Raw genomic sequence first — 15,984 nt, 5'->3', positions numbered from 1 at the left:
TTTTAATTGGTATTCATCTGGCTAAGTCCTCAGCAGCATTGCTTGCCTTGGTCTTCAGGTCTTCAGTGTATCCTTTTGCTTTCTCTACCCATTCTGGGGCTCTATCTAATAGTTCATCTACTATCGATTGTCCGGTAATTGGATCTTTCTTGGTGATATATTTTACGCCAGCATAAACTGCAGCGCCAATAATTGCTGTTTTTAAAATTCCCATGTTCTTTTCTTTTTTATTAGTTAAACATTTTGAGATCGTTTAAAGTTTTAGACAATTTCCTATACCTGTTGTTACATGCTTGTTGTTACCCCGGTCATTTTTAGCACTTCGATTACTAAATTAATAGGACGAGATGATAACATCTGGCATCATGATTAAAAAGGGCGAGGGTAACTTCCGAAGTCCGAGAGCTAAATTTACTCAAGCATTAAGATTATTTCGTGCATAATGATGGTTTTGTCTGTTTGCTGACGATAAATACCTGGTGCTTCGATAAAATTTTACAGATTATCGCTATTAAATTTATATATTTCGACCAAATTAACCCCCAGTAAATCGATTAAACCAAATATTGCTGCATGGATAAGAAAAAGCTGTTCAATGAAATTAAGGAATTGAGCATCATAAATTCTTTCTCGAAACACGAACAGCTTGTACAGGGAATCATTAATGGCTTAAACCACAAATTGATTGCCAAGGGAGATATTCTACCTTCGGTGAACGAGATGATGAGAGAAACAGGCTTTGCTAAAGAAACTATAGGTAAAGCCTATAAAGCGTTAATTAGTAGGGGTATTTTAGAGTCAAAAAACCGTATGGGTTATTTTGTAGCAACTGATGATACCGAACAACACCTTAAAGTTTGTCTGCTGATTTACGCTTTCGATACTTTTCAGGAAACCTTTTATCAGAATTTCCGAGATCATTTAGGCGAGAACATCCAGGTTGATGTATACTTCCACCACAATAATTTCAGTGTTTTCGAATCGATCATTAACAGCAACAAAGGGCAGTATGGCTTATATGTTATTGCGCCTATAGAAAGTGATGCTGCAAAAGAAGTATTGGAACAGTTACCCAAAGAAAAACTGCTCATTGTAGATCGGTATGTAGAACTTAAAGGCGATTATTCTTACATCGTTCAAGAATTTAAGAAAGCATCCTATAATGCTTTTTTACAACTGGCTCCCCGCATTAAAGAATTCTCCGAATTTGTTTTCTTTTTTAAACCTTCCTCTGCCGAACCAAATGAAGTACTGCTTTCGTTCAAACGTTTTATTAAGGAATTTAAAATAAATGGTGTAATTAAAAACAGTTACGAACCCGGAAGCATTGCACCAGATAAAGTTTATTTCACCATACATAACCTCGAACTTTGGGAAATGTTGAAGGATACCAAGGTAAAAGGTTTAAAAGTAGGTAAAGACTTGGGCATCCTTTCGCACAATGATGATAACGTTAAGGAAATCATTTTTGATGGTATTACTACATTTTCGATAGATTTTGCACACATGGGCCGTTTGGCCGCTGAGTTTGTATTAAGTTTAAAACCAGTTAAACGTGTAATGGAAAATAAACTGATCAGAAGAAATTCACTTTAATACCATTGCGTGGGCACAACGGCAATCATCAGTTTTATTTTGTTTACGGCACTTGCCGCAACAATTTCTTATTTCAAAACGCGGAAAACACAGCGATCAACCATCAGTGGTTTTCTCTTTGCCAATAGAACCAATGGTTTTATTATTATTGGGGCTTCGTTGTTTTTCAGCAACATCAGCGCTAATCAGTTTATCGGCGAAAATGAATCGGTTTACATCAATAACATGTCGGTTATAGGGTGGGGGATCTCCTCTATCCTGGCCATGATCATTGTTTCCGAATTCTTTATCCCCATTTATTTTAAAACAGGTATCCGTACTATTCCCGATTTTTTGGAGAAACGTTATGATAAACAGACCAAAACCCTGGTATCGGTTGTTTTTCTTTTTAGTTATATCATCAATCTACTTCCATCGGTACTGTATGGAGGGGCAGTTGCCTTTAGTAACCTGATCGATCTCTCAGGTTTCCATCTTTCTTATTGGGAGAGCATTTGGATATTCGTGTGGATTATGGGATTGATCGGTTCAGTTTACACCATTTTAGGTGGCTTTAAAGCGATTACAATTTCCGATACGGTATTAAGCGCAGGCATGTTGATCTTAATTATTGCACTACCTTATTACGGCTTACGTTATTTAGGTCATGGCGATTTCTTTAGCGGGCTCTCCACAGTACTTTCTACTAAAAAAGAGCACTTAAATTCAATTGGCAACAGCCACGATGCTGTTCCTTTTTCTACCCTGTTTACCGGAATGCTGATTGTGAACTTGTACTATTGGGGAATGGAACAATACATTGTTCAGCAGGTACTGGCTGCTAAGAGTTTGGAAGAAGGCCAAAAGGGAATTGCTTTAACTTGTTTTGCGAAATTGTTATGCCCATTGTTGATTAATATCCCCGGTTTAATTGCAGTACACCTATATCCTGTATTGACCAATACCAATCAGGTATTTCCATTGCTTATTAAAGACGTACTACCGCCGATTTTAATGGGTTTATCAGCTTGCGTACTTTTTGGCGCAGCAATTACAACCTTTAATGCGGGCCTTAACAGTTCGAGCACTTTATTTCTCCTGAATTTATACAAACCTTTTATGGAGAAGAAAGGGAAAGTATTGGCTGATAAAAGTTTATTGAGAACAGGACGCTTATTCCAGATTTCGGTATCACTGTTTGCCATGGCATTCGCACCCTTTATCATATTTTCGAAAAATGGATTTTATGAGTATCTGCAAAAAATCAGTGCCATATTTAGTCTCCCTATCTTTACTATTATTTTTCTCGGTTTTATTACCAAAAAAATGCCACCCATAGCTGCCAAAATCGGGATGATCTTTTTTATTTCCTGTTATGTACTTAGCGAATGGGTATTTACTATTCAGCTTCACTATCTGCATACACTGGCCATCATTTTTTTTATCACCATTGCATTAATGCTTTTTATTTCGAAAATGCATCCCAATCAAAACCAATACACATTGGTGCTGGATAATAAAATAGAAATTATTCCCTGGCGCAGCAGACACTACTATCACGTGGTTTTGATCTCGCTGATGGCACTTGTATTTTTTGTTTTTTCTACCTACATACTTGCTTAAGCTCACCTATTATTCTTAAACGTTTTATTTAAGAAACTTGGAATATTAATTTTTTTGTTTATCATTGTATCTGAAAATAGTAGGATAGGATAGGATAGGTCAAAATGCGGCTATTTGATTGCGCTCCAGCGTTTTGTTTCCTTTTAAAAAGAGACATAAGGTAATAGCGGTGCTAAGATCGTTTGTCCTCAACCCTATATAATATTTTCATTAACCAAATAATCCAAATTATGAGAAATTTTACTACTTGTGCAGCAATGCAAACACCTCCTTCGATTGCTAAAGGATGGCCGGCAGATTTAGAAAACCTTAAAAGAGCTTAACTCCTGTCGATCTGCATCTATCTACAATTTTTTAGTTCAATCATTTAAAAGCTAATTAGCAAATGAAGCAATTATTTTTGTTTTGTGGGCACTTATCGGTGCCCAACAGGCTAAAAAATGCAATGACATTGACAGGTTCGATTCTTGTGTTTTTCCTGATTTTTATGCCCTCCACAGGCTTTTCTCAAACGGGAAAGAAAACCATTACGGGTAAGGTTACCGATTCGGCAGGAGTTGCTATACCCGGCGTTGTTGTTGCTACCGTTACCGGTACTAAGGCCGGCACCCAAACGGATAACAATGGTAGGTTTATTCTTGATGTGAACCTCGGCGTTGAATTACGTTTCTCATTTGTGGGTTACGAAGAAAAAAGGATAACAGTTACTGCGAACACAACTATACTTAATGTTAAACTTGCAGAAAATGCGGTGCAGGCTGACGAGGTTGTGATTACAGCATTGGGACAAAAACAGCGAAAGGAAGCCATTGTTGGTGCGGTAACATCTGTACGGCCTGGTGATTTAAAAGTGCCTGCCAGTAACCTTACCACCGCATTTGCTGGTAGGATAGCAGGTGTTGTTGCATTTCAGCCGAGTGGACAACCCGGTCAGGACAATGCTAATTTCTTTATTCGGGGAGTAACTACCTTTGGTTATAGAAGAGACCCATTGATTTTGATTGATAATGTGGAAATGACATCTTCTGATCTGGCGCGCCTCCAGGTGGATGACATTGAAAGTTTTTCGGTTTTAAAAGATGCGAGTGCAACGGCACTTTATGGTGCCAGAGGTGGAAACGGCGTAATCCTTGTTAAAACTAAAGAGGGAAAAGCCGGGAAAGCGCAGATTAGCGTTCGCATGGAGGGATCAACATCTTCTCCGATCAGCCCGCTACAAATTGCTGATCCGGTTACCTATATGAAACTTTACAATGAGGCGCTGAGTACAAGGAATTCGCCGGGAGCGCCATATACCCCGAACAAAATATTAAACACGCAGGCTTCATTGGCTGGTGCCCCTGGTAGTAATCCTTACGTTTATCCTGCGGTAAACTGGATGGATATGTTGTTTAAAAAAAATACATCAACACAAAGGGCCAATCTGAACATTTCTGGTGGTGGTGGTGTAGCCAGATATTATGTGGCCGGATCTTTTTCAAATGATAATGGAATATTGAAAACGGATATCAGAAACAACAATAACAATAACGTACGTTTTAAAAACTACCAGTTACGATCGAATGTAAATATTGATCTGACCAATACTACCGAACTGATTGTGCGTTTATCAGGTAACTTTAATGAATATGTAGGCCCTATGACGAATGACCCGTCGTTTGCAACGGATCTATATAATATAGCTACACATACAAGCCCGGTCGATTTTCCGGCTTATTACGAACCGGACAAAGCCAATGCACGTGTTCAGCATATTCTTTTTGGTAACAATACCGAAGCTACGGTACTGCCCGATGGAAGCACACCACCCACTTCTTCTACAGACGTAAAAAACATTAACCCATATGCTGCATTGTTGAGAGGAAACAGAAGATTTTCCGAATCGAGGATGCTTGCACAACTTGAGCTCAACCAAAAACTGGATTTCCTTACAAAAGGACTGAATTTTAAAGGCATCTTCAGTACAAACAGATACGCAAGATTCGAATCAGAACTGGCCTATGCACCTTATTTTTATAATGTTCAGTCGTACGATAAAGCATCTAATCAATACACACTAAATTGGATCAATAATAAGCCCGATCAGGCCAGAGAATACCTAAACTACTACGCAGGAAAAAGCACACTTAATACCTTCCTATATCTACAGGGGGTACTTGATTATTCAGCAGATATTAATGAAAACCACAATGTAAGTGCTGCCTTGATCGGTACACAACAGCAATTGCTCAATGCAAACGCCACTACATTATTTAATTCTTTACCATTTCGGAATCTTGGCCTCTCGGGACGTGCAACTTATGCATATAAGAGTAAATATTTCTTAGAGTTCAACTTTGGCTACAATGGTTCGGAACGTTTCTCAGAAAACCACCGGTTTGGTTTCTTCCCAACTGTTGGTGCCTCCTGGATCGTATCCGGAGAGAAATTCTATGGAAACCTTTCAAATGTGATCAGCCGCATGAAAATCAGGGGTAGCTACGGTTTGGTTGGTAATGATGCGATCAGTGACAGGCGATTTTTCTACTTATCAGACGTTAACCTGAACGGAGGAAATCCGGCTTCATTCGGAACTAACCTTGGTTACTCACATAACGGGGTTACGATCAACAATTATGAAAATAGGGATGTTACCTGGGAGGTATCGAGGCAGATCAATATGGGATTGGAATTAACCCTCCTTAAAAACATAAGATTTACCACAGAGGTTTATAAAAACTTTAAGTCAGACATCCTCCAGGACAGAAAAGATATTCCGAGTACAACGGGATTGGAATCACAGATCTCCGCTAACATAGGAAAGGTAGAATCGCAGGGCATCGAATTCTCGCTTGATGGAAAACACAATTTCAGTAACGATTTATGGATATCAGCGTTAGCCAATTTTACTTTGGCCAAAAACAAATATACACAATATGAGGAACCTGATTTTAGTGATAAGTACCGTCTTCACAATGGTGTTTCTCTTAACAGAAATTTTGGCTACATCGCAGAACGATTATTTGTAGACGACAGTGAGGCCAGAAACTCCCCTAAACAGATATTCAGTACCAATGGTGTCGCTCCAATGGGTGGCGATATCAAATATCGCGATTTAAACAATGATGGTGTTATTGACGGTAAAGATCAAACATGGTTTGGAAATCCTACCGTACCCACAATTGTATATGGATTTGGAATCTCAACAGGCTTCAAGAACTTCGATCTTAATATGTTTTTCCAGGGACAGGCAGGTGTATCTTTTGTAATTGACCCGGCAAGAACAAGTCCGTTTATTAAAAGCCCCGATTCGTGGTTACCCGGCAATACCCAGGTAATTCAACAGTATGCAGATGATCATTGGTCTGAAGATAACCAGAATCTGTATGCATTGTACCCTAGGCTTGGCATAAACGGTGCAGTGATTGAAAACAACCGCCAGAACAGCTCATGGTGGTTACGCGATGGCAGTTTCCTCAGGATGAAATCATTGGAAGTAGGTTATACCTTACCCAGAACACTGGCAAGTAAGATTAAACTCAGGAATCTGAGGGTTTATTTCAGCGGACTTAACCTGGTAACCTGGAGCCCATTTAAGATGTGGGATCCGGAAATAGGTGGCAATGGGTTTTCTTATCCGCTGCAGAAAGTTTACAACCTGGGCATTAATGTTAGTTTATAGTTTAAAACAAAGAATTAGGGTATGAAACCATTATATTCAAAAATTTTATACGCTGTTGTTATGGTATTGTCCATGGCATCATGCAAAAAGTACCTGAACGTTACGCCTGATAACGTAGGTACAATAGATTATGCGTTTAGGAACCGTAATGAGGCTGAAAATTACCTCTTCACCTGTTATAGTACTTTACAGCGGTTACAGGAACCATGGATGGACGGGGGATTTTCTACTTCTGGTGAAATTGTTTTTCCTGGGCAGAATGAATTGAATGATACACAGGGTATTAATGCCGTTGGCTTTAACATGATGAGGGGTACGCAGACCAGCAACAACCCTGGATTAAATTACTGGGACGGAAATGAGGGAGGGCAGGCGATGTTCAATGCCATCAGACGCTGTAATACTATGTTGGAAAATATCGACAAGCCCATAGACCTTGGCGATACAGAAAAAAAGAGATGGATTGCTGAGGTAAAATTCCTAAAAGCCTATTATCACTTTTACCTGTTCAGGATGTATGGACCTATTCCGATCACCAATGTTAACCTACCGATTAACAGTTCGATAGAGGCTACAAGGGTGAAAAGAAAACCTGTAGATTCAGTGGTAAATTATATGGTTCAGCTATTAAATGAGGCTACGCCTGATTTACCGACCCAGATCCAAAATCAGACACAGGAACTCGGCAGGGTGACTTCCCTTGTTGCACGCGCTGTTAAAGCTCAGATTTTGGTAACTGCTGCGAGCCCATTGTTTAATGGCAACACTGATTATGCCGGGCTCACTAATAAAGATGGACAACAATTGTTCAACCCACAAAAAGATCAACGGAAATGGGACCGCGCTGCCCAGGCCTGTGATGAAGCATTAAAGGCATGTTTGGCGGCCGGACTGAGGTTACACACCTTTACTCCAACAGCGAATATGCCCGCTAACCTTCCGCAGGAACTGATTAATGTACTTTCGTTTCAGACGGCAATTACCGACAAATGGGAGCAGAACACAGAGTTGATATGGGGCATGGCTCCGGTTTTCGGATTTGGAAAACAGGAAAGATGTATCCCTCGTCTTAACGCTGCCGCTGCCCTGAATATAGGTAGCGCCCAGGGTTTCTTCGCTGTTCCCATTGCGCAGCAAGAGTTGTTTTATACTAATAATGGGCTGCCTATTGATGAAGATAAAACCTGGGATTACAGAGACCGGTATACTTTAAAAACTGCGGGAACTGAAGATCAATACTACGTGCACAATGGATATGAAACTGTTAAAGCGCATTTTAAACGTGAACCAAGATTTTACGCATCTATTGGATTTGATGGTGGCGTTTGGTATGGCAACGGTCAACTGGGCGATCCGGCAAATGCAAACTATGTACAGGCACGTGGTACTACGAGTTTTGCAGGCCCGAAAGATGGAAGTCATACCAACATTTCAGGCTATTGGCCAAAAAAACTAGTCAATTATCTAACCGTTTATAATGATCGTTTATCTTATGAAGATTTCCATTTTCCATTAATGAGGCTTTCAGATCTTTATCTGCTCTATGCGGAGGCATTGAATGAGCAGGGAAAAAACTATTCAGAAGTATTGCCTTATATAGACGAGGTAAGAAAAAGAGCAAAGATTCCAACAGTTGCAGAAGCGTGGACGGCTCAGTTTTCTACAAATCCTTTAAAATACAGCACACAGGCAGGTCTTCGTCAAATCATTCATCAGGAAAGAAGGATTGAACTTGCTTTCGAGTGTATGCCAGGATGGGATTTACGACGATGGAAAGAACTACAAACGGTAATGGCCAAACCGATGCAGGGATGGAGCATTTTCGATGATCAGGCGGTAAACTATTATCGTCCGCGTAATCTTTTTGTTCCGGTATTTAATACAAAAGATTATTTATGGCCTATCAAGGCAGATAATCTGGCGGTTAATCCCAACTTAGTTCAAAATCCATTTTGGTAATATTTAAAGAAGATTTGATCATGAATATAAAAAAATATAGTTTTCCTTGTTTGATCGTGCTGATTATTATTGGCATGGTGGCATGCAAGAAAAATAACGGCTTTAATGCCGTTATTTCTGAAGATACCACTAAACCATTACCCGTAAGTAATATTAAAGTCGACAATTTTAACGGAGGTGCAAACATCACCTATAACCTTCCCAATTCACAGAATATTCTTTACGTACTTGCCAGGTACAAGATAAATGACAATGCAGACCGGGAGACAAAATCTTCCTATTACCAGGATACGGTAGTGGTTGAAGGATTTGCAAAAGCAAAAGCATACCAGGTAAGCCTTTATACCGTTTCGAGGGCAAATGTAATGTCTGATCCTGTTACCGTTACCGTTAATCCCTTAACACCGGTTTATTCGGTCGTGCGCCCATCAGTCGACCTTTCTGCCGATTTTGGCGGGGTAAATATTAAAGCCGAGAACCCGTTAAAAAAACAGATCGGTATTGTGGTGTTGAGTTATAATAACAATACTAAATCTATGGAAATCGAGGATCAGCGTTTTACCAAAGACCCGAAAATAGATTATTCGGTTACCGGTTTTTCATCAACAGAACGTCGGTTTGGTGTATACGTTACAGACAGATGGGGCAATATTTCAGACACGTTGCAGAAAGCATTAGTACCGCTGGCCGAAGAAGCAGTTGATAAATCAAAATTCACCGTATTAAACCTGAATACAGACAGCCCGATTGATTTTGGCTGGACGTTACCTAATTTATGGGATGGGAGGCAGGACGGAAGTGGCTGGCATACCAGATACGGCGTTTCACTTCCATATTCTTGTAGTTTTGGCATTGGAAAAACCTATAAGTTAAGTCGTTTTGTGCTCTACGAAAGAACAGGAGACCAGTATACCTACAAATTTGCAAATCCAAAACAATTTGCGCTTTGGGGAACGAACTCATCTACGCCTGCTGATGTTCAGCTTCCTGTTACAGCCGCAGAAGGTACGGTTATCGGGAATTGGGTAAATCTTGGGAATTTCCGCTTTCCGGATCCGCCGTCAGGTAATCTTCCTACTGCAATCAATTCATCAGATAACGATTTTGTTAAAAATGGCGTCAGCTTTAAAGTACCTACAGCAGCCCCGCCAGTGAAGTACCTCCGGATAGCTGTGCAAACGGTATGGGGCAACGAAGCAGCGGCTCACCTCATGGAATTTACACCTTATGGAACTGCACAATAATCTCATTAATTGAATCTGATATCAAAATTTTATAAAAATGAAATCACCACGATTTATTTACAAAAAGAAATAAATAAACCGTGGTGGCTTCAACATCGGAAAAATAATTATATACGGATGAAAAATCTTATAATTTTCGTAGGCCTTTTTACATTGGCTATTACAATAGGCTGCAAAAAACAGCAAACAGATTTCAGGAACTTTTTTGATGGGCATGAAATTATCTATACGGGTAGTCCCAAAGAAGTACTGAGCAGACCCGGAAATCTTCGTGCACAGTTAAAATGGAAATCAAGTTCCGACCCGAGTATTGTAAAGTATGTGATCTATTATAATAATAAAGTAGATTCGCAGGTAGTAGCAATCAATAGCAAAACAGATAGTGTTTTTGCGACAATACCGAACCTTCAGGAATTTGTTTATTCGTTTACGATTTACTCCTATGATAAAAATGGGAACAGGTCAATTCCAAAAGAAGTAAACAACGTAAAAGTATTTGGACCCATTTACAAAAATAGTTTGCTGAACAGGGCTTACAATGCTGCAGAACCTTATGTTGTAAATGCTGACGGATCTGTTAAACTTAATTTTAATGTGCCCGACACTATAAATACGGGTACGGTTATTAAATATACCAATGCTTCAGGAAGTGCCTCAGAACTGACGCTTTTACCCAAAGACAATTCTATTGTTCTTCCCAGCTATAAAGCGGGGACTGAAATACAGTACCTTTCTTCTTATATTCCGCAACGAAATTCATTGGATATTTTTGACGTAGGCGCCTATTCTGTTTTTCCGAGGATTTATAATTATGTGCTTTGCGATAGATCACTTTTTGCCGAGGTACACTTGCCGGGCGATGCACCAACCTACGAGTCGGGCACAAGCATCAGTAAACTCTGGGATGGCAGTGTTGGCCCGCAGGGTTATCCTAATATTTTTCATAGCGGGGGTAACAGCGGCATGCCTCATGTAATCACATTCGATTTAGGTAAAGTATATGCCAATTTATCGCGTATTGAAGAAACAGGAAGGGACTGTTGCAATAATCCCGATCGTTTTGAGGTTTGGGGAATAGCCGATTTAACCAATGCAACAACTACTTTATCAGCCAGTAATAATGGATGGACAGCTGAAGCAATAAGCAAAGGTTGGACACTTTTAAAAGATGTAACCAGGACGGATGATGGCAAAAACGCCATAACAGCAGAACTGGATAATGCAGGTAAACCGATTCGTTATATTCGTATCCGGATTAAACATGTAAACACCGGCGATGGTAATTATAGCAATATGAGCGAAATCAGGTTCTGGAATAAACAGTAAATGTAATTGGATTCGGTTACTGTGAGTGATGTGATAAGCCACACGCGATCGTCATTTCGAGCGGAGTGCAACGCAGCCGAGAACCACGAAGTGTTCAGTGAAGCTAAATCTATCGAGATAGATCTCTCCATTCTACTGCGTTCCAGTCGAGATGACGATTGCTACGTACAAAACAAATAAATGAAAAATGTATAAAAAGCAACTGATTATTATTACACTATGCTCGCTTTTCATCAGTAAAAACGTTCTTGCCCAGCAAAAACCATTGTTGCTCTGGTACGATAAACCTGCCAAAATCTGGGAAGAAACTCTTCCTTTAGGTAATGGTAAACTCGGCATGACACCCGATGGAGGCATTAAGAGGGAAAATATTGTGCTCAATGATATCACTTTATGGAGTGGTGGGAAACAGGATGCCAATAATTACGAAGCCTATAAAAGTTTGCCCAAAATCAGGCAGCTGATATTGGAAGGTAAGAATGATGAAGCACAGGAACTCGTAAACCGCGATTTTGTATGCAAAGGGCAGGGCTCAGGTGGCGCAACCTGGGGTAAGTACCAAACCCTTGGAAACTTACAGCTCGATTATGAATATCCTGGTGTTAAAGATGCAAAACCTGAGATTTATAAAAGAACTTTATCGTTGGATAAAGCGGTGGCTACAACCGAATTTAGGCTGAACGGTGTAAAGTATAAGAGGGAATATTTTTGCAGTTTTGATGATGATGTAAATATCATCCGCCTCACCGCCGATCAACCTAATAAACTCAATTGTAATATTTCGATCAGCAGATCAGAAAAAGCAATACTGGCTAGCCAGAGTAATGAACTGTTGATGTTCGGTCAACTGGATAATGGCACTGATGGTAAGGGAATGAAATACCTGAGCCGCGTAAGTACCACACTTAAAGACGGTACGGTAACAAGTGAAGGAAACATTCTTAAAATAAAAAATGCAACTGAACTGATTATTTATGTTGCGGCAGAAACCGATTTTAAACATAAAAATTTCGAAGCCAGGGTAAAGCAGGCATTACAAGCGGCTCAAAAGAAATCTTATAGTTTAGAACTTGCAAATCATATCGCAAATTTTGCTAAACTCTTTAACAGGTTAAAAATTAATTTAGGTGAAGGCGAAGCTGCAAACCTACCTACAGACGTAAGGTTAGACCGTTTTTATAAAGATTATAAAAATGATGTTTCACTTAGCGCTTTATTTTTCCAGTTTGGCCGGTATTTAAGCATCAGCAGTACAAGGGTCGGGCTTTTGCCACCAAATCTTCAGGGTTTATGGGCAAACCAGATCAATACGCCCTGGAATGGCGATTACCATTTAGATGTAAACGTACAGATGAACCACTGGGCTATTGAGCCTGCAAACCTTTCGGAGTTAAATCTTCCACTGGCAGAATTGGTAAGAAATTTAATTGAGCCAGGTGCAAAAACGGCGAAAGCATATTACAATGCCGATGGATGGATTGCCCACGTCATTACGAATGTTTGGGGCTTTACCGAGCCTGGCGAAAGTGCATCATGGGGCGCATCAAATGCAGGTTCGGGCTGGTTGTGCAGTAATCTATGGGATCATTTTGCCTATAGTCGCGATCTAAAATACCTGAAAAGCATTTACCCGATCTTAAAAGGATCAGCTGCATTTTACCAAAGTGCTTTGGTTAAAGATCCAAAAACAGGCTGGTTGGTTACTTCACCATCGGTATCCCCAGAAAATACTTTTTACCTGCCCAATGGAAAAACGGCCAGTATTTCAATGGGACCTACCATCGATAATCAGATTGTAAGGGAGCTTTTTAATCATGTAATTACTGCTGCTAAACTCCTTAAAACTGATGCCATCTTTAGTGCTTCGCTTCAGGAAAAATTAAAATCTATTCCGCCAGTTGGCCTAATTAGCAAAGATGGCCGTATACAGGAATGGTTAGAAGATTATAAAGAAACCGATCCACAGCATCGTCATATTTCACATTTATATGGGGTATATCCAGCCGGACTAATTACACCAACAGCTACTCCGGCATTGGCAGAGGCTGCAAAGAAAACGCTCGAAGCCAGGGGTGATGACGGACCAAGTTGGTCAATTGCTTATAAACAGTTATTTTGGGCAAGATTACAGGATGGCAACAGGGCTTTTAAACTGTTTAGAGAGATTTTAAAACCTACATTACGAACCGATATTAATTATGGAGCCGGAGGAGGCGTTTATCCGAATATGCTATCGGCCGGACCGCCGTTTCAGATTGATGGCAATTTTGGAGCATCGGCAGCTATTGCAGAAATGCTGATCCAAAGTCATGATGGTTTTATCGAGCTGCTCCCTGCTATTCCTGATGCCTGGAAAAATTTTGGTGAAATTAAAGGATTAAAGGCAAGGGGTAATTTTACAGTTGATATGGATTGGAAAGATGGTAAAATTACAAATTATAGAATCGCTTCGGCCATACCTCAAAAGGTAAAGCTAAAAATGAATGGTAAATTAATCGAAATAATGTCGAGCAAATTAAGTAAATAAATGGTTCTTAAATTTATATTCAGGCATAAGTTATTCTTGATTTTACTGATCCTGCTGTTTTCTGAACGGTCTGCATCGGCAATTATATTCAACTATGGTAAATCCGGAAAAATAGACTATAACCTTAAAACAGGTCTTTTCAATATTTCAGATCAATCGGGGCAGTTGCTGTTCAATGGTTTTTCGCAGTTAGAGTACCAGAAAAAAATGCTCAGCTCAAAGGATTATCGACAGATCAGTTACACGAAAACTACGATTAAAGATGGTTTTGGGAATGGTTTTAAGTATGTTTTCTTGTTAAGGCAGCTTGGTTTACCAACTATGCAACAAGTTTTTTATACCTATAAGGATAAGGATTATTTTATGATTAGCCTTACTTTACAAGGAGCTGATTTATCCATCAACCATATGGTACCTTTAAATGGGAATTTAATCCATCGGGAAGCTTCAGATGCACCAACGAGTTTATTCATACCTTTTGATAATGATACCTTTATTTCTTACAATGCTGTTCCGTTAAAGGCCGATACAAACAATCCAAGTGCAGAAGTTACGGCTTTGTATCACAATCAATCCAGAAATGGTTTTGTAATCGGATCTATAGAACACAGCAACTGGAAAACCGGCATTATTACGACTATGGATCGCGGAAAAAAAATAAATATACAGGTCGTTTGTGGTTATACAGAAGAAAGCATTACCCGTGATAAAATTGAACATGGTTATTTAAAAGGCAATTCGATCAGTTCTGCCAAAGTATTTTATGGTGCTTTTGCCGATTGGCGTTCCGGTATGGAAAACTATGCACGGGCTAACCGGATAGTAGAACCGCCTATTGTTTTTAAATGGAAAGCCGGAACTCCTGTAGGCTGGAACAGTTGGGGCGTAATGCAAGAGAAAATAACACTCGACAAAGCCAATCAGGTGGTCGATTTTTTTGCAGATAGCCTAAAAACCTTCAGAAGTGGTGGTGTGGCTTATATCGACCTCGATTCTTATTGGGATAACCTGCTAAAAGGAGGCTTAACTGGCGATTACTCCAAATTAAAAGCCTTTGCTGATTATGCTAAATCGAAAGGGTTAAAACCTGGAATTTATTGGGCACCTTTTGTAGATTGGGGATTTGCCGGCGGCGGTAACCGCAAGGCGGAAGGAAGCGATTATACATTTGGAGAGATGTGGACCAAAACTGGCTCAGGCTACCATGATATTGATGGTGCAAGGGCGCTCGATCCAACGCATCCTGGTACCCAGCAGCGCATAGCTGCAGTGATTACAAAGTTTAAGGAATGCGGTTTTGAAATGATTAAAATCGACTTTTTAGGTCACGCTGCAATAGAATCCAATCATTTTTACAATCCAAAGGTTAGCACGGGCATGCAGGCTTATAAATTGGGTATGGAATTTTTATTAAAACAGTTGGATAATAAAATGTTGGTTTACGCAGCCATATCACCAAGTTTAGCTTCTGGACGATACATACACATGCGCAGAATAGCCTGCGATGCATTTAAATCAATAAAGGATACAGAGTACACTTTGAATGGCATAAGCAATGGCTGGTGGCAAACTTATCTTTACGATTATATAGATGCAGACCATGTGGTATTTTCCGATCAATCTGACCAGGAAAATACAGCCAGGTTTTTATCAGCGATTGTTACGGGAACCTGCATTACCGGCGATGACTTTTCACGGCAAGGCAAATGGAACAGTACAGCAAAGCGTTTATTGAACAATGCCGAAATCCTAAACGTATTAAAAGATGGAAAGGCATTTCTTCCGGTAGAAGGGAATAGGGGCAAATCGGCTTCGCAACTTTTTGTAAAACAGGTTGGAAACGTGAAATATCTCGCATTATTTAATTATAGCGATGAAGCAAAGTCCTTTACGTCTGACTTTTCGAGAATCGGTTTAAATACCGATGAAGTGTACAGCTGTCAAAATTTGATCACTCAAAAAACTGAAAACTTCAAAAATAACCAAGCTTTAAGTGTGGCCGCAAAAGATGCCATTATCTTCAAAATCATACTTAAACAATAAAAATAAATCAACTACTACCTATAAAC

The 15,984-nt window shown here is 39.7% G+C and carries 9 protein-coding genes; 8 read left to right on the top strand and 1 reads right to left on the bottom strand.

The features are described 5' to 3' along the window. Positions 1–13 precede the first annotated feature (13 nt). Complete coding sequence (locus tag ACN9MR_RS11665) at positions 14–214, bottom strand: YtxH domain-containing protein (protein WP_426329857.1); 201 nt, start codon at positions 212–214, stop codon at positions 14–16. Positions 215–573: 359 nt separating this feature from the next. On the opposite strand from ACN9MR_RS11665, the gene ACN9MR_RS11660 reads away from it, so the two are divergent. The 8 genes from ACN9MR_RS11660 (at position 574) to ACN9MR_RS11625 (ending at position 15,958) form a co-directional block, all read left to right on the top strand. Next, entirely contained in the window at positions 574–1,596 is a 1,023-nt protein-coding gene (locus ACN9MR_RS11660) for a GntR family transcriptional regulator (protein ID WP_426329856.1), read from the top strand. A gap of 9 nt (positions 1,597–1,605) precedes the next feature. Next, on the top strand, positions 1,606–3,198 hold the full coding sequence (locus ACN9MR_RS11655) for a solute:sodium symporter family transporter (protein WP_426329855.1): 1,593 nt from the start codon (positions 1,606–1,608) through the stop codon (positions 3,196–3,198). A gap of 385 nt (positions 3,199–3,583) precedes the next feature. Continuing rightward, on the top strand, positions 3,584–6,859 hold the full coding sequence (locus ACN9MR_RS11650; RefSeq protein ID WP_426329854.1) for a SusC/RagA family TonB-linked outer membrane protein: 3,276 nt from the start codon (positions 3,584–3,586) through the stop codon (positions 6,857–6,859). Positions 6,860–6,880: 21 nt separating this feature from the next. Further along, entirely contained in the window at positions 6,881–8,818 is a 1,938-nt protein-coding gene (locus ACN9MR_RS11645) for a RagB/SusD family nutrient uptake outer membrane protein (RefSeq protein WP_426329853.1), read from the top strand. Between the two features lie 20 nt (positions 8,819–8,838). Beyond that, positions 8,839–10,062, top strand: a complete 1,224-nt coding sequence (locus ACN9MR_RS11640; protein WP_426329852.1) for a DUF4959 domain-containing protein — start codon at positions 8,839–8,841, stop codon at positions 10,060–10,062. Positions 10,063–10,179: 117 nt separating this feature from the next. Next, positions 10,180–11,388 carry a DUF4998 domain-containing protein gene (locus ACN9MR_RS11635; RefSeq protein WP_426329851.1) on the top strand — a complete coding sequence of 403 codons (1,209 nt, stop codon included), beginning with the start codon at positions 10,180–10,182 and terminating at the stop codon, positions 11,386–11,388. A 187-nt stretch (positions 11,389–11,575) separates the two neighbouring features. After that, positions 11,576–13,915, top strand: a complete 2,340-nt coding sequence (locus tag ACN9MR_RS11630) for a glycoside hydrolase family 95 protein (protein WP_426329850.1) — start codon at positions 11,576–11,578, stop codon at positions 13,913–13,915. Then, entirely contained in the window at positions 13,916–15,958 is a 2,043-nt protein-coding gene (locus ACN9MR_RS11625) for an alpha-galactosidase (RefSeq protein WP_426329849.1), read from the top strand. The last annotated feature ends 26 nt before the right edge of the window (positions 15,959–15,984 follow it).

It is taken from the genome of Pedobacter sp. R-06 (genome assembly GCF_049913135.1).
GTDB lineage: Bacteria > Bacteroidota > Bacteroidia > Sphingobacteriales > Sphingobacteriaceae > Pedobacter.
This window is presented reverse-complemented; position numbering and strand designations above follow the sequence as displayed.